Source organism: Pseudomonas sp. C32 (assembly GCF_030417915.1).
Lineage (GTDB): Bacteria > Pseudomonadota > Gammaproteobacteria > Pseudomonadales > Pseudomonadaceae > Aquipseudomonas.
Genome location: NZ_JAUHUK010000003.1, coordinates 259,767 through 285,433, shown reverse-complemented (window position 1 = coordinate 285,433; position 25,667 = coordinate 259,767). Strand labels below are relative to the sequence as shown.

Annotated in this window: 25 protein-coding genes; 13 read left to right on the top strand and 12 right to left on the bottom strand. The window is 61.2% G+C overall.

The annotated features are described in order from the left end of the window. The first annotated feature begins 7 nt into the window (after positions 1-7). Positions 8-772 (top strand): helix-turn-helix transcriptional regulator, encoded by a 765-nt coding sequence (locus tag QYH43_RS05120; RefSeq protein ID WP_095057794.1) that lies wholly within the window; start codon positions 8-10, stop codon positions 770-772. Between the two features lie 59 nt (positions 773-831). On the opposite strand, the gene QYH43_RS05115 is transcribed toward QYH43_RS05120, so the two are convergent. The 5 genes from QYH43_RS05115 to QYH43_RS05095 all read right to left on the bottom strand — a co-directional run bounded on the left by QYH43_RS05115 (position 832) and on the right by QYH43_RS05095 (position 7,035). Then, on the bottom strand, positions 832-1,851 hold the full coding sequence (locus QYH43_RS05115) for a branched-chain amino acid aminotransferase (protein ID WP_095057795.1): 1,020 nt from the start codon (positions 1,849-1,851) through the stop codon (positions 832-834). A gap of 212 nt (positions 1,852-2,063) precedes the next feature. Beyond that, positions 2,064-3,446, bottom strand: coding sequence for a dihydrolipoyl dehydrogenase (gene lpdA, locus QYH43_RS05110; RefSeq protein WP_095057796.1), 1,383 nt, complete (start codon positions 3,444-3,446; stop codon positions 2,064-2,066). A gap of 18 nt (positions 3,447-3,464) precedes the next feature. Beyond that, complete coding sequence (locus QYH43_RS05105) at positions 3,465-4,739, bottom strand: dihydrolipoamide acetyltransferase family protein (RefSeq protein WP_301156559.1); 1,275 nt, start codon at positions 4,737-4,739, stop codon at positions 3,465-3,467. After that, on the bottom strand, positions 4,740-5,798 hold the full coding sequence (locus QYH43_RS05100) for an alpha-ketoacid dehydrogenase subunit beta (RefSeq protein WP_053158507.1): 1,059 nt from the start codon (positions 5,796-5,798) through the stop codon (positions 4,740-4,742). Position 5,799: 1 nt separating this feature from the next. Then, positions 5,800-7,035 carry a 3-methyl-2-oxobutanoate dehydrogenase (2-methylpropanoyl-transferring) subunit alpha gene (locus tag QYH43_RS05095; protein ID WP_095057798.1) on the bottom strand — a complete coding sequence of 412 codons (1,236 nt, stop codon included), beginning with the start codon at positions 7,033-7,035 and terminating at the stop codon, positions 5,800-5,802. Positions 7,036-7,219: 184 nt separating this feature from the next. Here QYH43_RS05095 and bkdR point away from each other — a divergent pair, with 184 nt between their 5' ends. Beyond that, the gene (gene bkdR / locus QYH43_RS05090) at positions 7,220-7,708 is read left to right on the top strand and encodes a Bkd operon transcriptional regulator BkdR (protein ID WP_007915088.1); all 489 of its coding nucleotides are present in this window, start codon (positions 7,220-7,222) and stop codon (positions 7,706-7,708) included. Between the two features lie 144 nt (positions 7,709-7,852). Here the strand turns inward: bkdR and QYH43_RS05085 are convergent, their stop codons facing one another. Next, positions 7,853-8,716, bottom strand: a complete 864-nt coding sequence (locus QYH43_RS05085; protein ID WP_301156558.1) for an MBL fold metallo-hydrolase — start codon at positions 8,714-8,716, stop codon at positions 7,853-7,855. A gap of 118 nt (positions 8,717-8,834) precedes the next feature. Here QYH43_RS05085 and QYH43_RS05080 point away from each other — a divergent pair, with 118 nt between their 5' ends. From QYH43_RS05080 to nahK, 6 genes are all read left to right on the top strand, one after another. Further along, positions 8,835-9,176: a helix-turn-helix transcriptional regulator gene (locus QYH43_RS05080; protein ID WP_007976596.1), complete on the top strand. Its 342-nt coding sequence runs from the start codon at positions 8,835-8,837 to the stop codon at positions 9,174-9,176. Positions 9,177-9,344: 168 nt separating this feature from the next. Next, positions 9,345-10,589: an FAD/NAD(P)-binding oxidoreductase gene (locus tag QYH43_RS05075; protein ID WP_301156557.1), complete on the top strand. Its 1,245-nt coding sequence runs from the start codon at positions 9,345-9,347 to the stop codon at positions 10,587-10,589. 9 nt (positions 10,590-10,598) lie between these two features. Continuing rightward, positions 10,599-11,405 (top strand): sulfite exporter TauE/SafE family protein, encoded by an 807-nt coding sequence (locus tag QYH43_RS05070; protein ID WP_301156556.1) that lies wholly within the window; start codon positions 10,599-10,601, stop codon positions 11,403-11,405. Positions 11,406-11,637: 232 nt separating this feature from the next. Further along, the gene (locus tag QYH43_RS05065) at positions 11,638-12,822 is read left to right on the top strand and encodes a porin (protein ID WP_301156555.1); all 1,185 of its coding nucleotides are present in this window, start codon (positions 11,638-11,640) and stop codon (positions 12,820-12,822) included. 300 nt (positions 12,823-13,122) lie between these two features. Continuing rightward, entirely contained in the window at positions 13,123-14,280 is a 1,158-nt protein-coding gene (gene nosP, locus QYH43_RS05060) for a nitric oxide-sensing protein NosP (protein WP_095151257.1), read from the top strand. Continuing rightward, entirely contained in the window at positions 14,249-16,843 is a 2,595-nt protein-coding gene (gene nahK / locus QYH43_RS05055) for a hybrid sensor histidine kinase/response regulator NahK/ErcS' (RefSeq protein WP_301156595.1), read from the top strand. The genes nosP and nahK overlap by 32 nt, the downstream gene beginning before the upstream one ends. Positions 16,844-16,960: 117 nt before the next feature. Here nahK and QYH43_RS05050 read toward each other — a convergent pair whose 3' ends face one another. The 6 genes from QYH43_RS05050 to QYH43_RS05025 form a co-directional block, all read right to left on the bottom strand. Further along, entirely contained in the window at positions 16,961-17,626 is a 666-nt protein-coding gene (locus QYH43_RS05050) for a response regulator transcription factor (protein ID WP_007976602.1), read from the bottom strand. A gap of 56 nt (positions 17,627-17,682) precedes the next feature. Next, entirely contained in the window at positions 17,683-18,240 is a 558-nt protein-coding gene (locus QYH43_RS05045) for a PQQ-dependent catabolism-associated CXXCW motif protein (RefSeq protein ID WP_301156554.1), read from the bottom strand. 181 nt (positions 18,241-18,421) lie between these two features. Beyond that, positions 18,422-19,213: an ABC transporter permease gene (locus QYH43_RS05040; protein ID WP_301156553.1), complete on the bottom strand. Its 792-nt coding sequence runs from the start codon at positions 19,211-19,213 to the stop codon at positions 18,422-18,424. Next, the gene (locus tag QYH43_RS05035; protein ID WP_301156552.1) at positions 19,210-19,941 is read right to left on the bottom strand and encodes an ABC transporter ATP-binding protein; all 732 of its coding nucleotides are present in this window, start codon (positions 19,939-19,941) and stop codon (positions 19,210-19,212) included. Before QYH43_RS05035 ends, QYH43_RS05040 begins: the two co-directional genes overlap by 4 nt. Beyond that, complete coding sequence (locus QYH43_RS05030; protein WP_095057808.1) at positions 19,938-20,897, bottom strand: YVTN family beta-propeller repeat protein; 960 nt, start codon at positions 20,895-20,897, stop codon at positions 19,938-19,940. Before QYH43_RS05030 ends, QYH43_RS05035 begins: the two co-directional genes overlap by 4 nt. 30 nt (positions 20,898-20,927) lie before the next feature. Beyond that, the gene (locus tag QYH43_RS05025) at positions 20,928-22,112 is read right to left on the bottom strand and encodes an ABC transporter substrate-binding protein (RefSeq protein WP_301156551.1); all 1,185 of its coding nucleotides are present in this window, start codon (positions 22,110-22,112) and stop codon (positions 20,928-20,930) included. Between the two features lie 157 nt (positions 22,113-22,269). Here QYH43_RS05025 and QYH43_RS05020 point away from each other — a divergent pair, with 157 nt between their 5' ends. The 5 genes from QYH43_RS05020 to QYH43_RS05000 are packed head-to-tail and all read left to right on the top strand — an operon-like array spanning position 22,270 to position 25,558. Further along, positions 22,270-22,434 carry a hypothetical protein gene (locus QYH43_RS05020; protein WP_301156550.1) on the top strand — a complete coding sequence of 55 codons (165 nt, stop codon included), beginning with the start codon at positions 22,270-22,272 and terminating at the stop codon, positions 22,432-22,434. A gap of 56 nt (positions 22,435-22,490) precedes the next feature. Then, entirely contained in the window at positions 22,491-22,952 is a 462-nt protein-coding gene (gene pedF, locus QYH43_RS05015; RefSeq protein WP_301156549.1) for a cytochrome c-550 PedF, read from the top strand. Positions 22,953-22,955: 3 nt separating this feature from the next. After that, a complete protein-coding gene (locus tag QYH43_RS05010) occupies positions 22,956-23,831 on the top strand; it encodes an ABC transporter substrate-binding protein (protein WP_301156548.1) in 876 nt (291 codons plus the stop codon). 10 nt (positions 23,832-23,841) lie between these two features. Further along, positions 23,842-24,603, top strand: coding sequence for a quinoprotein dehydrogenase-associated SoxYZ-like carrier (locus tag QYH43_RS05005; RefSeq protein ID WP_301156547.1), 762 nt, complete (start codon positions 23,842-23,844; stop codon positions 24,601-24,603). A 16-nt stretch (positions 24,604-24,619) separates the two neighbouring features. After that, positions 24,620-25,558 carry a quinoprotein relay system zinc metallohydrolase 1 gene (locus tag QYH43_RS05000; RefSeq protein ID WP_301156546.1) on the top strand — a complete coding sequence of 313 codons (939 nt, stop codon included), beginning with the start codon at positions 24,620-24,622 and terminating at the stop codon, positions 25,556-25,558. The last annotated feature ends 109 nt before the right edge of the window (positions 25,559-25,667 follow it).

Here is a 25,667-nt window from a genome sequence, read left to right as displayed (position 1 = left end):
GCGAAGTATGAGTGCAGAACAACACGACATCGGCGTTTCGCAGGTCGCTGCGGCCATTGCGGAACCCGCACGGACGAAAATCCTCTGTTCGTTGATGGACGGCCACGCTCGTACCAGCACGGAGTTGGCGGCGGTGGCCGAGGTCAGCGCGTCGACCGCCAGTGCCCATTTGGCGAAACTTAAGGAGTTGGCGCTGATCCGCTTGCACGCACAGGGGCGTCATCGTTATTACAGCCTGGCGGACAAGCGCGTGGCCCAGGCGCTCGAAGCACTGATGGTGATCGGCCAGAACACCGCGCCGACATTCAAATCGCACACACCGGACCGTCTGCAATTCGCTCGCACGTGCTACGACCACATGGCCGGAACCCTGGCGGTGCTGTTGCACGACCGTCTGATTGACGCGGGGTGGCTGCAGGAAATCGACGAACAGGCCTATCGCTTGAGCGACAGCGGTACGGCAATGTTTGAAGGACTGGGTGTTGCCGTGCAGGATTTGAACACGCTACGTCGCCGCTTTGCCTGCCCTTGCCTGGACTGGAGCATGCGCCGGCCGCATCTGGGTGGATCGCTGGGAGCGGCTTTGTTGCAAGTGGCGCTCAGGCGCAAGTGGGTGACGCAGGATCTCGATAGCCGTGCACTGGCATTGACGGTGTTGGGACGAAAGGAGATCGCGGGGCGGTTTGGGATTGAGTTGCCCATTGAGCGTGATGGTAAAAGATCGCAGCCTTCGGCAGCTCCGGGGAGTGGGCCGCGTTTGGACGATTTTTAGCCATGAAAAAGCCCCCCATCGGTCACCCGATGGGGGGCTTTTGTGCGTCTGGCGTCAGGTCAAACCTTGACGATCCAGCCCGCTGGCGCTTCGATGTCGCCGGTTTGCACGCCGGTCAGCTCTTTGTAGAGCTTCTGGGTGACCGGGCCGACTTCGGTTTCGCTGTGGAACACGTGCAGATGGTCGTTGTAGTCGATGCCGCCGATTGGCGTGATTACGGCTGCGGTACCGCAGGCACCGGCTTCCTTGAAGTCCGACAGTTTGTCGATCAGCACGTCGCCTTCAATCACTTCCAGGCCCAGACGGGTCTTGGCCAGCTCGATCAGCGACAGACGGGTGATGCCCGGCAGTACCGATGGCGAGTTCGGGGTCACGAACTTGTTGTCGTGGGTGATCCCGAAGAAGTTGGCCGAACCGACTTCCTCGATCTTGGTGTGGGTCATCGGATCCAGGTAGATGGCGTCGGCGAAGTGGGCTTTCTTGGCCTTGGAGCCCGGCATCAGGCTGGCGGCGTAGTTGCCACCGACCTTGGCGGCGCCGGTACCTTGAGGCGCGGCGCGGTCGTAGCTGGAAATCTGGAAGTTGTGCGGGGTCAGGCCGCCCTTGAAGTAGGCGCCGACCGGAATGCAGAAGATCGAGAAGATGAACTCGGGGGCGGTACGCACGCCGATGTTGTCACCCACGCCGATCACGAACGGGCGCAGGTACAGCGCGCCGCCGGTGCCGTAAGGCGGGATGAAACGTTCGTTGGCGCGGACCACTTCTTTACAGGCTTCGATGAACTGCTCGGTTTCGACCTGCGGCATCAGCAGGCGGGCGCAGCTGCGCTGCATGCGCAGTGCGTTCTGGTCTGGGCGGAACAGGTTGATCGAGCCATCCTTGCAACGATAGGCCTTCATGCCTTCGAAGCACTGCTGGCCATAGTGAAGGGCCGTGGAGCCTTCGCTGATGTGCAGCACGTTATCTTCGGTCAGGGTGCCCTTGTCCCACTCGCCATTGCGAAAATACGACAGATAGCGTTTGTCGGTCTTGATGTAGTCAAAACCCAGCTTGTCCCAATTGATGCTTTCGTTACCCATGACACCCTCTATCACTGAACAACCGTCGAAACGGTTCAAGGCTTCTGACGTTTTTTGGATGGGGACAACAATACTTCATTCCGGGCCTATTTCGCAGCCCAGATTGCGATCCCTGTAGGAGCTGGCTTGCCAGCGATCAATGCGGCGCGGTGTATCAGATTGACCGCCATCGCCAGCAAGTCGGCTCCTACAGAGTTAGAGCGTGCTTTGAATCACAGATGCAGCGCATGCCCCAAGGCCCGCAAAGCCGCTTCCTGCACCGCTTCACCCAGCGTCGGATGGGCATGGATGGTGCCGCCGATGTCTTCCAGCCGCGCACCCATTTCAAGGCTCTGCGCAAACGCCGTCGACAATTCCGACACGCCAACCCCCACCGCCTGCCAGCCGACAATCACATGATTGTCCCGACGAGCGACCACACGCACGAAGCCGCTTTTCGACTCGAGCGTCATCGCCCGGCCATTGGCGGCGAACGGGAAGCTCGACACGATGCAATCCAGACCTGCGGCACTGGCTTCGTCCGGGGTCTTGCCGACCACCACCAGTTCCGGGTCGGTAAAGCACACGGCGGCGATGGCGGTGGGGTTGAACTCGCGGTTCTTGCCGCTGATCAGTTCGGCAACCATTTCGCCCTGGGCCATGGCCCGGTGCGCGAGCATCGGTTCGCCGCTGAGGTCACCGATGGCATACACGTTGCGCATGCTGGTCTGGCAACGGTTGTCGATCTTGATCGACGAGCCATTCATGTCCAGGTTCAACGCTTCGAGGTTCCAGCCTTGGGTGTTCGGCTTGCGACCGACGGCCACCAGCACCTGATCGGTTTCCAGGTTCAGGATGTCACCGTTTGGATCGAGTACTTGCAAGGTATTAGCTTGTGAATCAAAGCCTTGCACGCTGTGCTTCAAGTAAAGCTTCACGTCGAGTTTTTTCAGTTCGTCGTGAACAGGCTGGGTCAGTTCGGCGTCATAGGCCGGCAGGATGCGCTCCTGAGCCTCGACCACGCTGACGTCGGCACCGAGTTTGCGATAGGCAATGCCCAGTTCCAGGCCGATGTAACCGCCACCGACCACGATCAGGCGCTTGGGTACGGATGTCGGCGCCAGGGCCTCGGTGGACGAGATGATCGGCCCGCCAATCGGCAGCATCGGCAGGTTCACGCTTTTCGAACCGGTGGCCAGCACCAAGTGCTCGCACTGAATGCGCGTGTCGCCTACGTCCACGGTTTTACCGTCAACCACCTTGGCCCAGCCTTGAATGACCTGGACCTTGTTCTTCTTCAGCAGCGCCGCAACGCCGGTGGTCAGGCGATCAACGATACCGTCCTTCCACTCGACGCTCTTGCTGATGTCGAGGGTCGGCGCCGAAACGTTGATGCCCAGCGCTGAATGCTGGCTGTGGTGTTGCGTCTGGTGAAACTGCTCGGCGACGTGAATCAACGCCTTGGAGGGAATGCAGCCAATGTTCAGGCAGGTGCCGCCCAGCGATTGGCCTTCCACCAGAATGGTCGGGATGCCCAGCTGACCGGCACGGATCGCCGTCACATAACCGCCAGGGCCACCGCCGATGATCAGCAGCGTGGTGTTCAGAGTTTGCATGGAGCTCTCCAACAAAAATCAGTCCACAAACAAGGTGGCGGGTTGTTCGAGCAGGCCGCGAATGGCCTGGATGAAGAGCGCCGCGTCCATGCCATCGACCACGCGGTGATCGAAGGAACTGGAGAGGTTCATCATCTTGCGGATCACGATCTGGCCTTTGATCACCATCGGCCGTTCGACGATCTTGTTCACGCCGACAATTGCCACTTCCGGCAGGTTCAGCACCGGAGTGCTGACAATGCCGCCCAACGCGCCGAGGCTGGTCAGGGTGATGGTCGATCCGGACAGTTCATCGCGGCTGGCCTTGCCATTGCGCGCAGCCGTGGCCAAACGAGCGATTTCTGCCGCGTTGTCCCACAGGCTGCGGGCTTCGGCGTGACGCACCACTGGCACCATCAGGCCGACAGCGCTTTGGGTGGCAACGCCCACGTGCACCGCGCCAGGACGGGTGATGACCTGGGCTTCGTCGTCGTAGCGGGCGTTCATCTGCGGGAAGTCGCGCAGGGCGACGACCATGGCGCGGACCAGGAACGGCAGCAACGTCAGCTTGCCACGGGTTGCGCCGTGTTTTTCGTTCAGGTGCGCACGCAGCTCTTCCACAGCTGTCACGTCGATTTCCTCGACGTAGCTGAAGTGCGCGGCACGCTGGGTCGCGTCCTGCATGCGCTGGGCGATCTTGCGGCGCATGCCGATCACCGGGATCTGCTCTTCATCGTGACGCTGGGCGTAAGCGGCCGCGACGGGTGCCGAAGCGTTCGATTGGCCTTGGGCCAGATAGGCTTCGAGGTCGTCGTGCAAAATCCGCCCGGCGGGGCCAGTGCCACGCACCAGACGCAATTGAATGCCGAGGTCCAGCGCATGTTTGCGCACGGCCGGGGAGGCGAGCGGGCGTTCATCGGCTTCGCGGGCGACCATCGGCCCTTGGCAAACGGCCGCTTTCGGTGCTGCGGCAGCCACCGGTTTGCTTTCCACGGCGGTTTCGACTGTCGGCGCTGCAACCGGCGCTTCTTTAACAGGGGCCGGTTGCGCCGACGCCTTAACGTTGCCGGCGCCTTCGACTTCGATGCTGATCAGCACACTGCCGACCGCCATGACTTCGCCTGGCTGGCCACCGAGTGCAATGACTTTGCCGTGCACTGGCGACGGAATATCGACCATCGCTTTATCGGTCATGACATCGGCCAGTACCTGATCCTCGACGACCATGTCGCCGACCTTGACGTGCCATACCGACAATTCAACTTCTGCAATGCCTTCGCCAATGTCCGGCATTTTAATAACGTGCGTGCCCATTCAGACCTCCATGACCCGTTTCAGAGCCGCGCCCACTCGGGACGGGCCAGGGAAATACGCCCACTCTTGCGCGTGCGGGTAGGGGGTGTCCCAGCCGGTGACGCGTTCGATTGGCGCTTCCAGGTGGTGGAAGCAGTGTTCTTGCACCAGCGACACCAGTTCGGCGCCGAAACCACAGGTGCGGGTGGCTTCATGGACCACTACGCAGCGGCCGGTTTTCTTCACCGACTTGACGATGGTTTCCAGGTCCAGCGGCCACAGGCTGCGCAGGTCGATGACTTCGGCGTCGATGCCGGTTTCTTCAGCGGCGACTTGCGACACGTACACGGTGGTGCCGTAGGTCAGGATGGTCACGTCCTTGCCCGGACGGGTGATGGCGGCGACGTCCAGCGGCACGGTGTAGTAACCGTCCGGCACTTGCGCGGCCGGGTGTTTCGACCACGGGGTAACCGGGCGGTCGTGGTGGCCGTCGAACGGGCCGTTGTACAGGCGTTTTGGCTCGAGGAAGATCACCGGGTCATCGTTTTCGATGGAGGCGATCAGCAAGCCTTTGGCGTCATACGGGTTGGACGGCATGACGGTACGCAGACCGCAGACCTGAGTGAACATCGCCTCGATGCTCTGGCTGTGGGTCTGGCCGCCGTAAATGCCACCGCCGCAGGGCATGCGCAGGGTCATCGGTGCGGTGAACTCGCCGGCCGAGCGATAACGCAGGCGGGCGGCTTCGGAAATGATCTGGTCGGAGGCCGGGTACACGTAGTCGGCGAACTGGATCTCGGCCACCGGACGCAGACCGTAGGCGCCCATGCCCACGGCGACGCCGACGATGCCGCTCTCGGAGATCGGCGCGTCGAACACCCGCGAAGTGCCGTACTTGTTCTGCAAGCCTTCGGTGCAGCGGAACACACCACCGAAATAGCCGACGTCCTGGCCGAACACCACGACGTTGTCATCACGCTCAAGCATCACATCCATGGCCGAGCGCAGGGCCTGGATCATGGTCATGGTGGTCGTGGTCATGGCGGTTTCCAACTCGATATTGTTGTTGTGATCGTTCATGTCAGATCCCCAACTCCTGGCGCTGGCGCTTCAAGTGCTCCGGCATCTCTTTGTAGACGTCTTCGAACATGGTCGCGGCGCTCGGAATCTGGCCACCGGCGAGGGTGCCGTACTGTTCGGCTTCTTTTTGCGCAGCGATCACTTCGGCTTCCAGTTCGGCGCTGACGGCGGTGTGTTCCTCTTCGGACCAGTGACCGGTCTTGATCAGGTGCTGCTTGAGGCGCGCAATCGGATCGCCCAACGGGAAGTGGCTCCAGTCGTCGGCTGGACGGTATTTGGACGGATCATCAGAGGTCGAGTGCGGGCCGGCACGGTAGGTGACCCATTCGATCATGGTCGGGCCGAGACCGCGGCGAGCACGTTCGGCAGCCCAGGCGGAGGCGGCGTAGACCGCATAGAAATCGTTGCCATCAACCCGCAGGGAGGCAATACCGCAACCGACGCCGCGACCGGCGAAGGTGGTCGCTTCACCACCGGCAATCGCCTGGAAGGTGGAGATCGCCCACTGGTTGTTGACCACGTTGAGGATCACCGGCGCGCGGTAAACGTGGGCAAAGGTGAGGGCGGTGTGGAAGTCCGATTCGGCGGTGGCGCCGTCGCCGATCCACGCCGAGGCGATTTTGGTGTCGCCCTTGATTGCCGAGGCCATGCCCCAGCCCACACCCTGGATGAACTGGGTGGCGAGGTTGCCGGAAATTGTGAAGAAACCGGCCTCTTTGACCGAGTACATGATCGGCAGCTGGCGCCCCTTGAGCGGATCGCGCTCGTTGGACAGCAGTTGGCAGATCAGGTCCACCAGCGGTACTTCGCGGGCCATCAGAATGCTTTGCTGGCGATAGGTCGGGAAGCACATGTCGTCGATGTTCAACGCCAGGGCCTGGGCGCTGCCGATGGCTTCTTCGCCGAGGCTCTGCATGTAGAACGACATTTTTTTCTGACGCTGGGCGACCACCATGCGGTTGTCGTAGATCCGCGTCTTGAGCATGGCGCGCATGCCTTTACGCAGGATCTCGCTGGAGACGCCTTCGGCCCACGGACCGAGGGCATTGCCCTGGTCGTCGAGCACGCGAATCAGGCCACGGGCCAGGTCAGCCGTGTCAGCCGGTTCAACGTCGATTTGGGGTTTGCGCACCGTGCCGGCATCGGTCAGATGCAGGTAGGAGAAGTCGGTTTTGCAGCCTGGGCGGCCCGAAGGTTCAGGGACGTGCAGGCGCAGCGGTTCATACGCTTGGGTCATGGCTTCTACGCTCGATCTTGTGAATTTCTTGTAGTGAGCTGACAGGAATCTTCGGTAAAAGAAATCTTGTCCTACAACAATCATAGGCCCGGCCAAGAAGAATATTTCTCTCTGTTTCATTGCGCTCAAGATCATTTGCAGATAAAAAATCTGCATAAACATAAAAAACAGGTGGTTTTGTCTCATGCGCAAACTTGACCGTACCGATATCGGCATTCTCAACAGCCTTCAGGAGAATGCGCGCATCACCAACGCCGACCTCGCACGCTCGGTCAATTTATCGCCGACGCCGTGCTTCAACCGGGTCAAGGCCATGGAAGAGTTGGGGCTGATTCGCGAGCAGGTGACGCTACTGGATGCCGACCTGTTGGGGTTGCACGTGAACGTGTTCATCCACGTCAGTCTGGAGAAGCAGGTAGAGGAGGCGTTGCAGCATTTCGAAGAGGCGATTTCCGATCGCCCCGAGGTGATGGAGTGCTACCTGATGGCCGGCGACCCGGATTACCTGATCCGGGTGCTGGTGCCGACCATTCAGTCGCTGGAGCGTTTCATGATGGACTTTCTGACCAAGGTGCCGGGGGTGGCGAATATTCGTTCGAGCTTTGCGCTCAAGCAGGTGCGCTACAAGACCGCGCTGCCGTTGCCGGCAAACGGCTTGACCCTTGGCAATTAGACACAAGCATCTTTATCGCCTGATACGCCGCCTTCGCTGGCAAGCCAGCTCCTACAGGGGCCTCGGCTGTGCGCAAACCTTGTGTAGGAGCTGGCTTGCCGGCGAAAGGCCGCAGGCCGCTTTCAGCATTTCAAGTTTTTGTGTTCAGAGCTTGTTCAGGGGGATTTTCAGGTAGGTCACGCCGTTGTCCTCGGCCGGCGGCAAGTTCCCCGCCCGCACGTTCACCTGGATCGCCGGTAGCAACAGTGTCGGCATCCCCAACCCGGCATCGCGCCGGGTGCGCATCTCGACAAACGCAGCTTCGTCGATGCCGTCACGCACATGAATGTTGCGTTGGCGTTGTTCCCCGACCGTGGTCATGCAGGACGGTTCTCGGCCTTCGGGCGGGTAATCGTGGCAAACGTAGAGCCGCACGCTGGCGGGGAAGGCCAACAGTTTGTGGATCGAGGCGAACATCTGGTTGGCATTGCCACCGGGAAAGTCGCAGCGCGCGGTGCCTACGTCCGGCATGAACAACGTGTCACCCACCAGAATCGCGTCATTGCCAACCAGGTACGCCATATCCGCCGGGGTATGGCCGGGTACGTGCAGGGCGGTCGCCTTGAGGTTGCCGATCATGAACGATTCGCCGGGGGCGAACAGGTGATCGAACTGGGAACCATCGACGCAAAAGGATGGCTCGAGATTGAACAGCGTCTTGAACACGTCCTGGACCTTGCTGATCGATTCGCCAATGGCGATTTTGCCGCCAAGCTCCTTGCGCAGATACGGCGCGGCGGACAGGTGATCGGCATGGGCATGGGTTTCGAGCAGCCATTGCACCTGCAAATGATGGCCGCGAACGAAGGCGATGATCCTGTCGGCCTGGGTGGTCGTGGTACGCCCGGCGGCTGCATCGTAGTCGAGCACCGGATCGACAATCGCACACTGCCCGCCATCAGCCTCGTAGACCACGTAGCTGTAGGTCGAGGAGGCGGGGTCGAGGAACGCTTCAATCAGTGCGGGCATGGACACGGACCTGTGCAGGGGTAGAAAAGGCAGAAGACGAAAAGTCAGTCATCGGTTGCAACACTTTATCTAAAGACATAATGTTCGCAGCTTAAGTGACGTTGAAGGCATCCTGCAAATGCAATCCAGTCTGACCGAATGTGAAGTCGCCCAACTGCGCGCCTCGGCCTCCAAGGCCTGTGCGCTGCTCAAGGCCCTGGCCAACGAGGATCGTCTGTTGATCCTGTGCCAGTTGACCCAGGGCGAGCGCAACGTAGGCGAGCTGGAAAAAATGACCGGTGTGCGCCAACCGACCCTGTCCCAGCAATTGGGCATCCTGCGCGATGAAGGACTGGTCGCCACCCGTCGTGAAGGCAAATACATTTTTTACGGTCTCGCCAGTCACGAAGTGATCCAGGTGATGAAAACCCTCTCCGGGCTTTATTGCGGGGCGGTGCTTAAAAGCTGGGTTCAACCCTGAATGCAAGCCAACACTCAGAACCTGTGGGAGCGAGCCTGCTCGCGATGACGGGGGCACATTCAACATCAATGTGACTGACCCACCGCTATCGCGAGCAGGCTCACTCCCACATTGGCTTATGTGTCTGGACTAGCATCAATCCTTGCGTGCAGCAAAAAGGAACAAGCAATGAACGATCAACACTGGGGCCCATCCATCAGTGCAGATATCGTGGTCATCGGCGGCGGAACGGCAGGCATCGGTTTTGTCGCCAGCCTGCTCAAGCGTAGCCCGCATCTGAACGTCACCGTCATCGAGCCCGACTCCCGGCACTACTATCAACCGGCCTGGACGCTGGTCGGCGGCGGCGCCTACAACGTGGAAAATACCGTGCGGCCGATGGCGTCGGTGATGCCACGTGGGGCCCATTGGCTGCAGGCTGCCGTGACGGGTATCGATCCGGACAAACGCCAACTTACCCTCGGTGATGCGCGTACGGTCAGCTATCAAAACCTGGTGGTCTGCCCCGGCCTGCGCCTGGCCTGGGAGAAAATCGAAGGCTTGGAGGACACCCTTGGCCAGCACGGTGTGACCTCCAATTACAGCTACCGGTACGCGACCTACACCTGGGATCAGGTGCAGAAACTTCGCAGCGGCAAGGTGCTGTTCACCCAGCCGGCCATGCCAATCAAATGTGCCGGTGCGCCACAAAAGGCGCTGTACCTGTCCTGCGATCACTGGAACAAGACCGGTGTGCTGAACACCATCGACGTCGAATTCAATCTTGCGGGCGCGGCGCTGTTCGGCGTGCCGACCTTTGTCCCGCCACTGATGAAATACATCGACAAGTACAACGCCCGGCTGGCGTTCAACTCGAACCTTGTCAAGGTCGACGGCCCGGCGAAAACCGCGTGGTTCGACGTCAAGGATGCCGATGGCAATGTCACCCGCCAGGCAAAAACCTTTGACCTGCTGCATGTCGTACCGCCTCAGGTGGCCCCGGATTTCGTCGCCCGTAGCCCGTTGGCCGACGCCGCCGGCTGGTGCGAGGTCGACCCCCACAGCCTGCAGCATCCGCGTTATCCCGACGTCTTTGCGCTGGGTGATATCTGCGGCACTACCAACGCAAAAACCGCCGCGGCGGTGCGCAAGCAGATCGTGGTGGTGGCCGAAAACCTGCTGGCCTTGCGCAAACAACTGCCGCTGCCGCTGAAGTACGACGGTTATGGCTCCTGCCCGCTGACGGTGGAGAAGGGCAAGGTGATCCTTGCCGAGTTCGGTTACGCGGGCAAGTTGCTGCCGACCTTTCCCCTTGATCCGACGACCCCGCGCCGCTCGGCGTGGTGGCTGAAGGCGACACTGCTACCGTGGTTCTACTGGAACGGCATGCTCAAGGGCCGCGAGTGGCTGACACGTGTATCCAAGGTCGACTGAGAACTCCCTATGTTGCTGGCAAGTCTGTTTGGTTTGGTGATGGGCCTTGTGCTGGGTTTGACCGGTGCCGGGGGCGGCATTCTTGCAGTACCAGCCCTGGTGTTGGGGTTGGGCTGGAGCATGACCCAGGCCGCGCCGGTGGCGTTGTTTGCCGTCGGCAGCGCGGCAGCGATCGGCGCCCTCGACGGTTTGCGTCATCGGCTGGTGCGCTATCGAGCGGCGCTGCTGATCGCGGCCCTCGGTGCTGTGTTTTCACCGCTGGGCATCTACTTCGCCCATCAGTTGCCGGAAAAAATCCTGATGATCCTGTTCAGCCTGCTGATGGTCATGGTGGCCTGGCGGATGCTGCGACGTGAGCGCAAGGAGGAGGGCCCCAGCGACCACGGTCAGGCCAACTGGGGCCAGAAAAACTGCATGCTCGATCAACAGACCGGGCGCTTTTCCTGGACCGCCAAATGCACCGCGACCCTCGCGGCGCTCGGGGCAGTGACCGGTGTGGTCTCGGGGTTGCTGGGGGTGGGCGGCGGCTTTCTAATTGTCCCAGCGTTCAAGCAACTGACCGACGTGCAGATGCGCGGAATCGTCGCCACCTCGCTGATGGTCATCAGCCTGATTTCGGCCATCGGCGTGATCGGCGCGTTTCAGGCGGGCGTGCGCATCGACAGCGTCGGTGCAACCTTCATCGGCGCCAGCATTGTCGGCATGATCATTGGCCGAAGGCTGTGCAGCCGGGTTCCGGCGCGGGCGTTGCAGGTCGGGTTCGCCAGCGTTTGCGTGGTGGTCGCCGCGTACATGCTGATAAAAGCGAGCGTTTGACCTGTAGGAGCCGGCTTCAAGTGCGCCTTCGCCGGCAAGCCGGCTCCTACGAAAAGCGGTTCTTTACAACTTTAGTGGCTTGCCCTGCCAACAAGCGGTCGTACGCCTTAGTTATCGAGCGCAGTCGTCCCTTCCAAAGCACCTGCAAACCACCCCCAAGGCAGCGTATGGCGCCGCCCGTCAGCTTTCGATAATCGCCTCCGACACTTCGTCCCCCGTTTCGGAGCGCGCCATGCACAACAATAAGAACTTCACGCATCGTTTTCTGCCGGCCTTCATTGCCAGCCTGTCCTCACTCGGCCTGGCCCCATTGGCCGAGGCGGACATCATGCTGTACGACAAGGACCAGACCACGTTCTCCACAGACGGCTATATCAATGCCTTTTATGTGAACAGCGATGTGGATCGCGCTGGCGATCAATACGACCGCCGCCAGTCGCGGGTGAAGATGGGCTTTTTGCCCAACTACCTGGGTTTCAACATGAGCAAGCAGGTTGATGACCTGAAGCTGGGTGCCCGCTCTTCCTTTTGGGTCACCATCAACGACAGTGAAACCAACGGCACCGACACCGCCATCGACGTAAGGCAGTTCTACGGCACTGTGGCCAACCCGGAATGGGGTGAAGTGCTGATCGGTAAAGATTTCGGCCTGTTTGCCCGCTCCAACATTCTGCTCGACGAAATGCTCGCCGGTTACGGCCAGGTCAGCGATACCTTGGGGCTGGTCGACGGTGGCGGGGTGTCGTTCGGCAACATCGGCACCGGTTACCCGTATCCGTTCCCGACTTCCCAGATCACTTACCGCACGCCTGTGCTGGACGGTTTGCGCGTAGCGGTCGGGATCATGGACCCGGTGGATACCAACGACAGCAGCCCGACGGGCAAGGCCTATCAGGAAAACCCCCGTACCGAGAGCGAGATCACCTACCAGTTCGACCTGGCCGGGGCAAAGATCTACAGCTGGCTCAACGGCAGCTACCAGAGCTCGGACAATACGGACTCTACGGTCGACACCGTGACCTCCAAGGGTGTCGGTTATGGCGTGCAGGCGAAAATGGGTGGGTTGTCACTCACCGGTTCCGGCTTCCAGGCCAAGGGTATCAACCCGTTTTTCACCAACAATGCCGGCGAACCGACCCTGCGCAACGTCGACAGTGACGGTTACCTGTTGCAGGGCTCCTACAAACTGGGCAAGAACCGCTTGGCCCTGTCTTACGGCAAGACCAATGACGATGGCAACGGCGTGGTCGGCAGCGGCGCGGATTACGAGACTCGCGGGGTCGCGTTGTTTCATGACGTGAACGACAACCTCAAGTTGGTGGCCGAGTACAACCAGTTCGAAATCAACGGCCACGACACCGACGAGCAGAACGAAGACACCGACACCTTCGCCGTGGGCGCGGTGCTGACCTGGTAATAAAGCCGGTCTGCTCATCCTTTCCCTGTGGCGAGGGAGCTCGCTCCCGCTGGAGCGCGTAGCGGTCCGGATTCTGATCGCGCATCGGCCGGTTTTGGGCCTGCTACGCGCTCCAGCGGGAGCAAGCTCCCTCGCCACCATCGCGCGTGCTTCACATCTCCAGCTATAGCCTTCAAGTCCTCACCTCCTCAAACACTCTCATCCCATCGAAGCGGCTACCCGCTACCCAAGTAGCATTCGTCGCACCCCACAGACTTCGTACACTCGTGCCTCATACACACGCACCTGCGGGAGGTAAGGATGCAGCAGAGCGAAGGCGTCGTCAGTGCAATGTCCCAGGCCAGCGATGCCCGGCAGGTCGCGCAGGAGTTGGCGCGGCAGTTGTTGCATCCGCATTTGGGCCTGGTCCTGTTCTTCTGTTCCGCCGAGTACGACCTGCAGGCCTTGGGTCAGGCCTTGCAGCAAAGCTTCGGCGGCATTCGCCTGGTGGGTTGCACCAGCGCCGGGGAAATCACCCCGTTGGGCTACGGCCGTAATTGCGTGACAGCGGTCGGTTTCGATCATCGGCACTTTTCCATTGCGGTCGAGCTGATCGATGAAATGGAACACTTCAGCCTGATCGACGCCCAGCAAATGGTCGAGCGACTGGTCAGTGGCTGCCGCAGCAACACACTGGCGCCCATCAAGGGCAACAGCTTCGCGTTGACCTTGCTCGATGGCCTGTCCAGCCGCGAAGAAATGGTGCTGGCCGCCTTGAGTGCGGCATTGGGCGACATACCGCATTTCGGCGGATCGGCCGGCGACGACAATTACCTGACCCATACCCACGTGTACTTCGATGGCGAGTTCCACAGCGGCGCGGCCGTGGTGGTGCTGGTCAATACCTGGCTGGATTTCGAAGTGTTCACCACCCACCACATGCAGCCCAACGCCGACAAACTGGTGGTCACGGGCGCCGACAGCGCGCTGCGCCGGGTTTTTGAACTCAATGCCGAACCGGCGGCCGCCGAATATGCCCGACACATCGGCGTGCCCGTGGCTGAACTCGATCACCGGGTCTTCGCGGCGCATCCGTTGGCCGTGCGCGTCAATCAGCAGTATTACGTGCGTGCCATTCAGCAAGTGCACCCGGACCTCAGCTTGAGCTTCTACTGCGCCGTGGAGAACGGCATCGTTCTCACCGCCATGACGCCGGGCCCGATGCTGCCGAACCTGCAAAGCCTGTTCGAAGGGTTGCAGGAGCGCCTTGGGGATTTGCTGCTGACCATCGGCTGCGACTGTTTCCTGCGGCGCCTGGAGCTTGAAGACGACGGTCGTCTCGAACAGATCGGGACGTTTTTGCGTGAGCAGCGGGTGATGGGTTTCAACACCTACGGAGAACAGTTCAATGGCATGCACATCAACCAGACCTTCACCGGCGTTGCCATTGCCCGCGGCCGTGCCCCCGGACATCGCTGAGCTACAGGCCGAACTGGCCAGCCTGCGCCATGAAAACCACAAGCTGCAGCGCATCAATGGCGCGTTGATCGAGCGCGTCGAGTCCGGGGTGACCCGTGGCAACGACCCGTACGCGGCGTTCCAGCATTCGGTGGTGCTGGCCGAGCAGGTGCGCGAGCGAACCGATGCCCTGAACCAGGCCATGGCCGAGCTCAAGGCCGGCAATCATTTGCTCAGCGAAGCGCGCCTGCGTGCGGAAACCGCCCATCAACACTTGATTGATGCCATCGAAAGCATATCCGACGCCTTTGTGCTGTTCGACGCCGAGCAGCGCATCGTGTTGTTCAACAGTCGTTTCAAGGCGTTCTGGAGCAACAGTCGCGTGCGTATCAACGCGGGGATGCGCCTGGCCGAGGTCAAGCGCCTGATGATGAGCAACGGCATGTTCACCGAAGAACCTAGGGGGCATGCCGACGAGAACCTGGTGTATCGCCTGCAGAACGGTCGCTGGCTGCAAGTCAGCGAACGACCGACCCAGGAAGGCGGGCGGGTGATCCTGTTCACCGACATTACCGACGTCAAACTCAGCGAGACCGTACGCCGCGAGCAGGCCGTGGCGCAGAAGTCGCATCTGTTGCAACGGGCGGTCGACAACCTGTCCCAAGGGGTGGCGATGGTCAACGCCGAGGGCATTCTGGAACTGTGGAACCGACGTTTCCTGGAATTGAGCGGTCTGGCGCCCGTGGCAGCGCATCGCCCGTTTGCCGAAGTGATTGCCGACAGCGAGTTGACCTTGCTGACGCCGGCCACCCGCGATGGCAACGGCCGTCCGGTGCAGGAATGCGAACAGCGCCTCTACGATGGCCGAGTCCTGGAGATCCGCGCCCATCCGCTGCCCACCGGTGGCTTCGTCAATACCTTCACCGACATTACCGAGCGCTACCAGCACGCCGAGGCACTGAGCGAAAGCGAGCGCTGGATCCGCCTGATCACTGACCATGTGCCGGCGTTGATTGCTTACCTCAACGCCGATCTGGTCTACGAATTCACCAACAAGGTCTATGAAGAATGGTACTGCTGGCCCCGTGGCGTGATGCTCGGCCAGAGCCTGCGCGAAGTGCACAGCGAACAGCATTACCAGCGGCTGGAGTCTTACGTGGACAGAGCCCTGGCCGGCGAAAGCGTGACGTTCGAGTTCGCCGAAACCAACGTCAACAATCAGGAGCGCTACATGCTGCGTTCCTATGTGCCCAATCGCTTGGCGAATGGCGAGGTGGTGGGGATCTTCGTGTTGATCCGCGACATCACCGAACGTCGGCGCACGGCGGAAGCGCTGCACCAGGCTTATCAGAATCTTGAACTGCGGGTCCGTGAACGCACGGCGGAACTGACCAACCTGAACGGCCAGTTGTTGCGTGAAATCGAAGAGCGTCGCCGGGTCGAGTTACGTTTGCGCGAAGCCAAACAAGAAGCCGAACAGGCCAATCTGTCGAAAACCAAATTTCTCGCCGCCGTCAGCCACGACCTGCTGCAACCGCTGAATGCCGCCCGGCTGTTTACCAGTGCATTGCTGGAACGACGCGAGCCTGGTTCCAACGAGGTGCTGGTGCGCAATGTCAGCAATTCTCTGGAAGACGTGGAAAACCTGTTGGGCACCCTGGTGGATATTTCCAAACTCGATGCCGGGGTGATCAAGGCCGACATCGCGCCGTTCGCCCTCAGTGAGTTGCTCGATAACCTAGCCGCCGAATACACCGAGGTGGCGCGCAGTGAGGGCCTTGAACTGCATTTCGTTGCCTGTTCGGCACTGGTGCGCAGCGACGTCCAGTTGCTGGCGCGGATTCTTCGCAACTTGCTCAGCAACGCAATTCGCTACACCTACAGCGGCCGTGTGGTGCTGGGTTGCCGACGTCATCGTCAGCGCTTGTCGATCGAAGTCTGGGACAGCGGGATGGGCATCGCCGAGCATCGCCTCGAGGAGATTTTCCAGGAGTTCAAGCGCGGTGACGTGCAGCGCCCCGATCAGGATCGCGGATTGGGCCTGGGCCTGGCGATTGTCGAGAAGATTGCCGGCATCCTCGGGCACCGCATTCATGTGCGCTCGTGGCCGGGCAAGGGTTCGGTGTTTTCGGTGGAAGTGCCATTGAGCGCCACGGCGCCAAAGCCTTCGCCGGGCCTGTTGATGAGCGAACCGATGCTGGAACGGTTGCGCGGGGCGCGAGTCTGGGTGCTGGACAACGACGCGACCATTTGCGCTGGCATGCGCACGCTGCTGGAGGGCTGGGGCTGTCGGGTGGTGACGGCGTTGTCGGAGGAGGACCTGGCGCGGCAAGTGGACAACTACCACGCCGAGGCGGATCTGCTGATTGCCGATTACCACCTGGATAACGATCAGAACGGTGTCGATGCGGTGGCAAGGATCAATGCCCGTCGTGCCTCACCGATTCCGGCAATGATGATCACCGCCAACTACAGCAATGAACTCAAGCTACAGATCCGCGAGCTGGGCCACACGCTGATGCACAAGCCGGTGCGGCCGATGAAGCTGAAGACGGCGATGAGTCATTTGCTTGGCAGGCCTTGATCTTTCCGCTGCATGGGACGGCCCTATTGCTGGCAAGCCAGCTCCTACAGGATTGCGGTGATTCTGTAGGAGCTGGCTTGCCAGCGATAGGGGCGACCCGGCCTCTCGGGTAAACCCTCAACGCCGCAAATAAGACCCGAAATCAATGTCCCCGGCACTCAGGATCGCCTGCACCCGGTTGTGCACGTTGAGCTTGCGCAAGATCGCCGAGACGTGGGCCTTGACCGTGGTTTCGGCGATTTCCAGGGTGTAGGCGATCTGTTTGTTCGACTCACCCTTGGTCATACGTTCCAATACCTGCAATTGCTTGCGGGTCAGGGCCTGGAGCAGTTCCGGAGGGAAGCTCGGCGTGTCGTTCATCCGCCGGTGGGTGCTGCTTTTGGCGGTGCGGATGATGTCGGGCGGCAGGTAGACGTTGCCGTTGAGAATCTGCTGGATCGCATCGGTCATCTGGGCCCGTGGTGAAGACTTGGTGATAAAACCCACCGCACCGTAAGTGATGGCTTGCAGGACGATCTGCTTGTCCTGTTCGGCGGAGACAATCACTACGGGAATGGTCGGCGCTTCATTGCGCAGGTTGATCAGGCCATTGAGTCCGTGCATGCCGGGCATGTTCAGGTCCAGCAGAATCAAATCCAGGTCGTCGTGTTCCTGGGTCAGGGCCAGGGCGCTGTCCAGGTCGGCGGTTTCCATGACTTCGCTGCCGGCAAAGCCATCGCTGATGACGTTGTGAATGGCTTCGCGAAACAGCGGGTGATCGTCGGCAATCAGAATTTTGTACATAGCCTTTCACCTCATTATTTTGATTATGGTGTGGCAACAACGTGCACGCGTAAAGCTCAGGGAAAGGGTTCGGGCTGGGCGAGTGAAACCGGCAGATTGGCGGCTTGCCAGGCGTCCAGACCATCGCGGTACCAATACAACGTCTTATAGCCCATGGTGGCCGCGCGTTTGATGGCGTTCCAGCTCAACCAGCAGTCGGAGCGGCAATAGAAGATCAGCGGTTGCGCCAGATTGCCGGCGGTGAGGGTTTTCAGGTGACGCGCAAAGTATGCCTGCCAGTCCGGCGTCAGGTCGCCGTCACCGGTGTTGGCCAGCCAATGGCTGCCGGGCAGGTTTTCGTGGGGCTGGTCTTCGATGAATTGCCCGTTCAGCCATTGGCGGCGATAGACATCGATGAGCACCGGACGCGGGTTTTGGCTCAGCAGGGCTTGCAGGGCAGGGGTGTCGACGATGGTTGCGCCTTGCAGTTTTTGCGGCGTCGGGCTGCGGTACAGGTTGACGCGGTAGCCATCGGCGGAGAACAGCGGGGTGTCGGCCTGCGCAGTACTCAGCAGCAGGCTCAGCGACAGGGCGCTGAAAGTAAGGTGCAGCAGGCGAGGTCGGGCACGCGGCATGGGTACAGTCCTTATAGTTATGGACCTATTACATGCCAGTCGGGGGACATTGGGAATGCGACGATAGACAGGCAGAACCAGTACTAAAGTAGGAGCCGGCTTGCTGGCAATCCAGGTGACGCGGTGCAATTGATAGACCGTGTTGTCTGGATCGCCAGCAAGCCGGCTCCTACAGGGGGGGTTAGTTGGATTTGCGCAGGGCCGCGTGCTGCGGGTTGAAGGTCAGCACGGCGAGCAGGGCGAACAGCAGCGTCAGCCCCGTGCACACCGCCAGCGCCAGCGGATTGAAGCGTTCATACAGGGCGAAACGCACCAGCTCCACCGCATGGGTAAACGGATTTACCGCGCACAGCCAATACAGCCACTCGCTGGCCTCGCGCATCTTCCACAGCGGATACAGCGCCGATGACAGGAAAAACAACGGGAAGATCACGAAATTCATCACCCCGGCAAAGTTCTCCAGTTGGCGGATCGCGTTCGACAGCAACAGGCCCAGGGCGCTGAGCATCAACGCCACCAGCAGCAAGGCCGGCAACGCCAGTAACAGGCCCATGGCCGGTGGCCTCACGCCGTACACCCAGGCAATCGCCAGAAACGCATACACCTGCAACAACGAAATCAGCGACGTGGCCAGCAGTTTGCTGCACAGCAAAAAGGTGCGGGGCAGGGGGCTGGTCAGCAGCACGCGCATGCTGCCCATCTCGCGGTCGTAGACCATCGACAGTGAACCCTGCATGCCGTTGAACAGCAGGATCATGCAGGCCAACCCGGGAATGATGTAAACCTCATACGGAATGTAGGTGTCGTAGGGCTCGATGATCGCGATCCCCAGCGCTGCGCGAAAACCGGCGGCGAACACCAACAGCCACAGCAGCGGCCGCACCAGAGCGCTGAGGAAACGCGTGCGTTGCAGCACAAAACGCAGCCATTCGCGCAGCACGATACCGCGCAAGCATTGCCAGTAGGCGGTCATTGCATCGCTCCTGAAGTCGTAAGACGGGTGAACGCCGAACCGAGATCGCCGCCGTGTTCCAGGCTCAGGACATCGGCCTGACCACTGGCCACCAGCCGGCCTTGATGCAGGATCAACAAGTCATCGCTGGGTTGCACTTCGTCGAGCAGGTGGGTGGTCCAGAGCACGCTGATGCGCTCCTCGCGACACAGGCTGCGGATGTGCTGATTGAGCGCCAGGCGACTCGCCGGATCGAGGCCTGCGCTGGCTTCATCGAGCAGCAACAGACGCGGCTCATGCAGCAGGGCACGGGCAATTTCCACCCGGCGACGATGGCCGCCATTGAGTTCGCGTACCCGTTCGCGGCGTCGGTCGGTCAAGGCCTGGCGGGCCAGTTCGGCATCGACCCGAAGGTCAGTCTGGCGCCGGGACAAACCGTGCAGCGCGGCGTGATAACGCAGGTTCTGTTCGACGCTGAGGTCCAGGTCCAGCGTACTTTGCTGGAACACCACGCCCAACTGCTTGAGCGCCGGGCGGACCGCATGACGCAATGAACAGCCACCGACGAAGATATCGCCGTGCTGCACGTCATAAAGCCGCGTCAGCAAGGCGATCAGGGTTGATTTTCCAGCACCGTTAGGCCCCAGCAGGGCAGCGAAACGTCCGGGCTCCAGGCTGAAACTCACCTTGCGTAAGGCCTCTCGAGCGCCGTAGGCGAAACTCAGGTCGCGGACTTCAAGGGCGTTCATGGCGTCACCACCACGCCCCAGGGATAGCGCCCGACCTTCACCGATTTGCTCACCTTGAGGCTGTCGACATCGATCACCGAGACATCGCCGCTGACGCCGTTGGTGGCCAGCAATTGCTTCTGATCCGGGGTGAACGCCATCTGCCAGACCCGTCGACCCACCAGCAGGTAATCGAGAATCTCGAAGGTCTTGGCATCGATCACCGCCACATGGTTGGCCGGGCCGAGTGCGACGAAGCCGTACTTGCCGTCGGCGCTGAGCTTGATGCCGACCGGCTGGACCTTGTCCGGGTGCACGCCCTTGATCTGGAAGGTCAAGGTCTTGAGTACGTGGCGACTGGCGACATCGAGAATGGTCACGGTGCCGCCGATTTCCGCCGAGGCCCAGAGTTTTGCGCCATCGGGGGAGAATTCGACGAAGCGCGGGCGCTGGTCCACCAGCGTGCTGTCGGCCAGGGTCTGGGTGCTGGTGTCGATCCAGTGCAACATGTTGGTGGTTTCACTGGTGTTGACCGCCCACTTGCCGTCAGGGCTGACGGCCATGCCTTCGGGTTCGACACCGACTTCGATCTGGCCAAGTACCTTGGACGTCTCGGTGTCGATCACCGTGACCAGCGCATCGTCTTCGTTGGAAACGTACAACCAGCGGTTGTTGGGGTGCAGGGCGAATTGCTCGGGGTCTTTGCCCGAGGGCAGCTCCTTGATGATCTTGCGCGTGGCCACGTCCATCACCTGGACCCGGTCGGAATCGCTGGCGCAGATGTAGAGCAATTTGTTGTCGTGGGACAGCAACAAGCCGCGCGGACGCTGGCCGACGGGCAGGGTGTCGGTGACTTGCAGGGTCTGCAGGTCGATCAGGCTCAGGCTGTTGTCCTTTTCGTTGGAGACCCATGCCGTGCTGGCAACGGCATGGCCGGCGGCGAGGAGCAGGGCGCATGAAAGCAGGGTGCGGCGCATGGCGGATTCCTTGTTGTTGTGATGATCGGATCAGGGAAAACGGCAGCTGACCTCGGGTTTGTCGTAGCCCAGGCTGTCCATCTCGTTGAACGGGTGCAGAAAGCCGTCCTGGGGTGAGGTGCTGACCAGCGCTCGCGGCTGGACGATGGGAATCGGCTGGCGCAACTGGCCGTTCCACGGTCGGTAGCTGAGCTTGCGGCCCTTGAAGCCGTCGAGCGGCAGTTGATCGCTGATTTCCAGTGCACGGATTGCCATTGGTTCGGCCTGGCGTAGTTTGCTCACGGCGCTGGCGATGCTGCGCACGGCGATCCACGCGGCGAAATCGCGGTCATTCATCCAGCGCCCGGTCAGGGCTTCGAAGCGTTTTTGCAGCTGCGCGGCGCCGTAGGTTTCCACGGTCTTGTGCCAACCCACCGGGGTCAGGCCTTGGGTGCCGGCGACCGGGCGCGGGTACCAGGTCTGGTAAGGCACGTATTCACCGAAGTCGCCGCGCTCATCGGCCACCAGTACCACGTCGTACTCGGCGGTCTGGGTGAACAGCGGCATGTCGGCCTGCGCGCTGCGGCGTTGGTCGTTATCAAAACTCCAGGTTTTCTCTGCCACCAGTTGCAGGCCGAAACGCTTGGCGGCGCGGCGCAGGGCGGCGGCATAGGCTTGATCGTCCGGGGTCGGGCCGACGATCAGCAGCACTCGCTGCCATTTGCGCAGTACCAGAAACTGCGCCAGTGCATCGGCGAGCATCGCCCGGCTCGGCAAGGTGTGCAGCACGTTCGGCAGGCAATCGGTGGTGCGCAGGCTGTCATCGGGAGTGCCGGCATTGAACAGCAGACTATCGGGCATCGCTGCACTCAATTGGCGCAGGCTGGTCGCGGGTGCATTCACCACAAACAGGCGCAGGCCTTGTTCATGCTGCGCCTTTGCCGCATCGAGCAAGGCCTCGGGGCTGTCGACGCTGGCGCTGACCAGGCTGTAGCCGTGATTGAGAAAACGCCCGGTGCTGTTGCTGTCGGTGATCGCCAGTTCGGCACCGCGCAGCCCGGCATCGATCGGCTCGGGGATAACGTTCGACAGCAGCGGGCCGGGGGCGGGGCGATAACCCAGGTAGCCGATCCGCACCTGCAAGGGCGCATCGGCGGCCTGGCTCTGGGTGGCCAGGCCGGCGGCGCAGGCAATTGCCAGCAGGTAGATCAGGGCGTAAGGGGCAAGCTGGCGCATAAGGCTCTCCATGACCGTTAGCGCAAGCATAGGAAGCCAGTGGTGCAGTGAAAATATGCAGAAAGTACCGAACAGACAGTACCAAGGTAGTAGCCCGCCACGCACGGCGCGGTTCTAGCATGGGTAACCACGGCCACTGATCTGGAGGGGATTGACCATGCGTATCGTCAAAGCACTGCTCCTGCCGCTCCTGCTGATCCTGACCCTGATCGGCGTCGACCGGCTCCACGGCCCGCGTCCCGTGTCCAACGATCGCCCTACGACCAAGGGAGTAGATAGCGACCACCAAAGCAGCATGGGGCCTGTGCGAAAGGCTTTCTAAGATGGCTGCCATAGCCTCTGCCAAGAGGTTTTGCGTGCAATCCAGAGGGCATAACAATGACAACAAAACGCAACGCCTTGCTCATGACCGGGCTATTGGCCAGTTTGATCAGTGCAGGTTCCGTCTGGGCCCACGGCAATGTGGTGCCACAGGCTATCGCCACCCAGGGCCTGACCCCGATAAAAGATGCCGGTGTGCAGCTCGATGCCGATGGCTGGGCGGCGGTGAACCCGTATCGCACCGCCCCGGAACATGACAAAGCGGTGGAAATCGGTGCCTCGGCCTACACCCAGAACTGCGCGGCCTGTCATGGCCTGGAAGCCAAGTCCGGCGGCATCGCCCCCGACCTGCGCATGCTAGATGTCGGTGAGTCGGGCGATGAGTGGTTCGTTGAGCGAGTGCGCCATGGCGCGGTGCGCGACGGTCGGGTGTACATGCCGAAGATGGCCGACTACCTGAGCCAGGAAGCTCTGTGGGCGGTGCGCACCTATCTGGACACTGTCCGCGTCGAGGAGTGACCCATGCGCCTGCTCGCGGTGTTGATCAGTGCGGTGTGGCTGTGCTGCCAGGCGGCGCAGGCGCAAGTACGCAACTACGACGAAATGATCGCCGCAGGAGAGCTGAAGGTGGCGGTCTACAAGGACTTCGCCCCCTACAGTTTTGAAAGTGCCGGCCAGGCTCGCGGCGTCGATGTCGAACTTGCCGAGGCCCTGGCCAAGACACTTGGCGTGCGCCTGACGCTGATCTGGGCACCGGCCGGGGAAAAACTCGATGACGACCTGCGCGACTACATCTGGCGCGCCAGTGCCTTGCACAATCAGCAACTGGCCGACCTGATGATGCGCGTGCCCTACGACCGTGACTACGCGCAGAGGCGCAACGAGTTGGGCGAACTGGTCAACGGTCAAGTGGTGATGTTCGGTCCGTACCAGAACGAACAATGGCAGGTGGCCTATGACCGTCGGCGGCTGGACAAAGTCGCCAGCGTCGCGGTGTTCGAGCATCACCCGATTGGTGTGGAGGTCGACAGCGTGCCGTCGTTCTACCTGACTTCGGTGTTCAACGGCATGCTCGCCGGCAAGACCCATCACTATCCCGGCGTGCCACAGGCGTTTGCCGCGATGAAGGCCGGTGAGGTCGACGCGGTGATGGCCATGCGCGGCGAGATCGACTGGCAAGTCCATGAGGCGGCTGACCCTCAACTGGCACTGGCCGAGAACGCCTATCCGAACATGGGCAAGCAGCTCTGGGAAATCGGCATGGCGGTGCACGAAAGCAACCGGCAACTGGCCTATGCCGTGGAAGAGGCGCTGGAAGCGCTGATCCGCGAGGGTTCGGTGAAGACCATTTACGGCCATTACGGCCTGCAATACGACGTACCCGAGATGTATCAATAAGGAGCAGGCGATGAAATGGCGAGGGAGTTGTCTGTTGGCTTGCTGGTTAAGCCTGGCGGCACAGGCTGGCGCTATCGATCCCGGTAAAGACCCGGTCCCATCGGTGATGTGGGCCTTCTATCAGCAGCAGTTCCTAGGCAATGCGCCATTCGTTTTCGATGAGCGGGTGAAGTTGCTGGCGCCGCCATTTGCCGAAGACGCCCGGCAGGTGCCGCTGGAAATCGACGCCCGTGCGTTCAAGGGCGAGGTGGTGAGGATCCTCGCCTGGGCAGAGCTCAACCCATTGCCGAAAATCGTCGACTTCCAGCCTTTGAATTCGGTTTTACCGTGGCTGTCGCTGCGCATCCGCATCGAACAAGCGACGCCATTGCGCGCGGCGGTGTTGACCCGTGATGGCGTGTGGCATGTCGGTTCGACCCTGATTGACGCCGCCGGTGGCGGGTGCACCGCGCCGAGCGTGGTGCGGACTCAACCGGGCTGGGAGGAGCACATCGGCGAAGTGCTGGGCGGCCGTTATCCCCGGGGTGAATTCAGCCGCTTGCGTTTGCAGGTGGCGCATCCCATGGACAACGGCATGGTCAGCGGCATTCCGGAATTCTTCATCAACCATGCCGAGCTGCGCGACCACAACGAGCAAGTGCTGGCCCGGCTGGAGCTGTTTCCCGCGGTCAGCGAAAACCCCAACCTAGCCTTCGACATCGAAGGGGCAGGGCAAACGCGCCTGCTGCTACGGGACAACAGCGGCAATGAGTTCGATGCGTCGATCCCCTGACCCCAAGGAGCGTGGCATGCGCTGGATCCTGTTGATGGTGTTAAGCGTCAGTCTGCCGGCCCTGGCCGATCTCGACTACTCACTCAAGCCCCGGCAGATCGCCCAGGACACCTGGCTGCTGGAAGGCAGCACGGATAATTTCGCCAAGGCCAACGGCGGCAACATCGTCAATACCGCGTTCATCGTCACCGAACGCGGAGTGGTGGTGATCGACACCGGGCCGTCCCGGCGGTACGGCGAAGCGATGCGCAAGGCCATTGCCGCCACTACCGACAAACCGGTGATCGAGGTCTTGCTGACCCATCACCACCCGGACCATGTGCTGGGCAACCAAGCTTTCAGCGACGTGCCGATTGGCGCCCTGGCCGGCACCACCGAGCTGTTGCATCAGCAAGGCGATGCCATGGCCGAGAATATGTACCGGATGGTCGGCGACTGGATGCGTGGCACCGAAGTGGTGTTACCCACCCAGACGCTGACACCGGGCGTGAAAAGTTTTGGGAATCATGATTTGCGCTTGCTGAGCCTGGGTGGGCATACGGGCGCGGATCTGGCTATTCTCGACCAGCAAACCGGCGTGCTGTTTGCCGGGGACCTGGTGTTTTATCAGCGGGCGCTGACCACGCCCAACAGTCCCGGGCTGGCAGTGTGGCTGGCGGACATCGCCACCCTGCAAGGCTTGCCTTGGACGCAGGTTGTGCCGGGGCATGGCCCGGTGGCGAGCGATTCACAACCCTTCGAGCAGATGCGCGATTACCTGACCTGGCTCGATCAGCTGATGCGCGACGGCGCCGCCAATGGCAGCGACATGGCCGAGATGATCCGCAGCCCCATCCCTGAGCGTTTCGCCGGGATCAATCTGAGCCGCTACGAACTGATCCGCAGCATCAGCCATCTATACCCGCGCTACGAGCGTGAGCGGATGACGCGGGTGGATTCCAGTGCCGGCAAATGATGCTTTTCTGTAGGCGCGAGCCTGCTCGCGATGGACGTCAACGATAACGCAAGCTGCCTGGAAGAACGCGGTGGCCTGACGTTTTTCGCGAGCAGGCTCGCTCCTACAG

What these genes read in the sequence shown, in the direction of transcription:
- QYH43_RS05040 (WP_301156553.1), bottom strand. Translation starts at nt 19,213, where the DNA reads ATGACCGCCTACTGGCAATGCTTGCGCGGTATCGTGCTGCGCGAATGG.
- QYH43_RS05085 (WP_301156558.1), bottom strand. Translation starts at nt 8,716, where the DNA reads ATGCCCGCACTGATTGAAGCGTTCCTCGACCCCGCCTCCTCGACCTAC.
- QYH43_RS05005 (WP_301156547.1), top strand. Translation starts at nt 23,842, where the DNA reads ATGAAATGGCGAGGGAGTTGTCTGTTGGCTTGCTGGTTAAGCCTGGCG.
- QYH43_RS05000 (WP_301156546.1), top strand. Translation starts at nt 24,620, where the DNA reads ATGCGCTGGATCCTGTTGATGGTGTTAAGCGTCAGTCTGCCGGCCCTG.
- QYH43_RS05100 (WP_053158507.1), bottom strand. Translation starts at nt 5,798, where the DNA reads ATGAACGATCACAACAACAATATCGAGTTGGAAACCGCCATGACCACG.
- QYH43_RS05095 (WP_095057798.1), bottom strand. Translation starts at nt 7,035, where the DNA reads ATGACCCAAGCGTATGAACCGCTGCGCCTGCACGTCCCTGAACCTTCG.
- QYH43_RS05120 (WP_095057794.1), top strand. Translation starts at nt 8, where the DNA reads ATGAGTGCAGAACAACACGACATCGGCGTTTCGCAGGTCGCTGCGGCC.
- QYH43_RS05105 (WP_301156559.1), bottom strand. Translation starts at nt 4,739, where the DNA reads ATGGGCACGCACGTTATTAAAATGCCGGACATTGGCGAAGGCATTGCA.
- QYH43_RS05050 (WP_007976602.1), bottom strand. Translation starts at nt 17,626, where the DNA reads ATGTACAAAATTCTGATTGCCGACGATCACCCGCTGTTTCGCGAAGCC.
- QYH43_RS05080 (WP_007976596.1), top strand. Translation starts at nt 8,835, where the DNA reads ATGCAATCCAGTCTGACCGAATGTGAAGTCGCCCAACTGCGCGCCTCG.
- lpdA (WP_095057796.1), bottom strand. Translation starts at nt 3,446, where the DNA reads ATGCAAACTCTGAACACCACGCTGCTGATCATCGGCGGTGGCCCTGGC.
- pedF (WP_301156549.1), top strand. Translation starts at nt 22,491, where the DNA reads ATGACAACAAAACGCAACGCCTTGCTCATGACCGGGCTATTGGCCAGT.
- QYH43_RS05020 (WP_301156550.1), top strand. Translation starts at nt 22,270, where the DNA reads ATGCGTATCGTCAAAGCACTGCTCCTGCCGCTCCTGCTGATCCTGACC.
- QYH43_RS05115 (WP_095057795.1), bottom strand. Translation starts at nt 1,851, where the DNA reads ATGGGTAACGAAAGCATCAATTGGGACAAGCTGGGTTTTGACTACATC.
- QYH43_RS05025 (WP_301156551.1), bottom strand. Translation starts at nt 22,112, where the DNA reads ATGCGCCAGCTTGCCCCTTACGCCCTGATCTACCTGCTGGCAATTGCC.
- bkdR (WP_007915088.1), top strand. Translation starts at nt 7,220, where the DNA reads ATGCGCAAACTTGACCGTACCGATATCGGCATTCTCAACAGCCTTCAG.
- QYH43_RS05075 (WP_301156557.1), top strand. Translation starts at nt 9,345, where the DNA reads ATGAACGATCAACACTGGGGCCCATCCATCAGTGCAGATATCGTGGTC.
- QYH43_RS05030 (WP_095057808.1), bottom strand. Translation starts at nt 20,897, where the DNA reads ATGCGCCGCACCCTGCTTTCATGCGCCCTGCTCCTCGCCGCCGGCCAT.
- QYH43_RS05065 (WP_301156555.1), top strand. Translation starts at nt 11,638, where the DNA reads ATGCACAACAATAAGAACTTCACGCATCGTTTTCTGCCGGCCTTCATT.
- QYH43_RS05035 (WP_301156552.1), bottom strand. Translation starts at nt 19,941, where the DNA reads ATGAACGCCCTTGAAGTCCGCGACCTGAGTTTCGCCTACGGCGCTCGA.
- nosP (WP_095151257.1), top strand. Translation starts at nt 13,123, where the DNA reads ATGCAGCAGAGCGAAGGCGTCGTCAGTGCAATGTCCCAGGCCAGCGAT.
- QYH43_RS05070 (WP_301156556.1), top strand. Translation starts at nt 10,599, where the DNA reads ATGTTGCTGGCAAGTCTGTTTGGTTTGGTGATGGGCCTTGTGCTGGGT.
- QYH43_RS05045 (WP_301156554.1), bottom strand. Translation starts at nt 18,240, where the DNA reads ATGCCGCGTGCCCGACCTCGCCTGCTGCACCTTACTTTCAGCGCCCTG.
- QYH43_RS05010 (WP_301156548.1), top strand. Translation starts at nt 22,956, where the DNA reads ATGCGCCTGCTCGCGGTGTTGATCAGTGCGGTGTGGCTGTGCTGCCAG.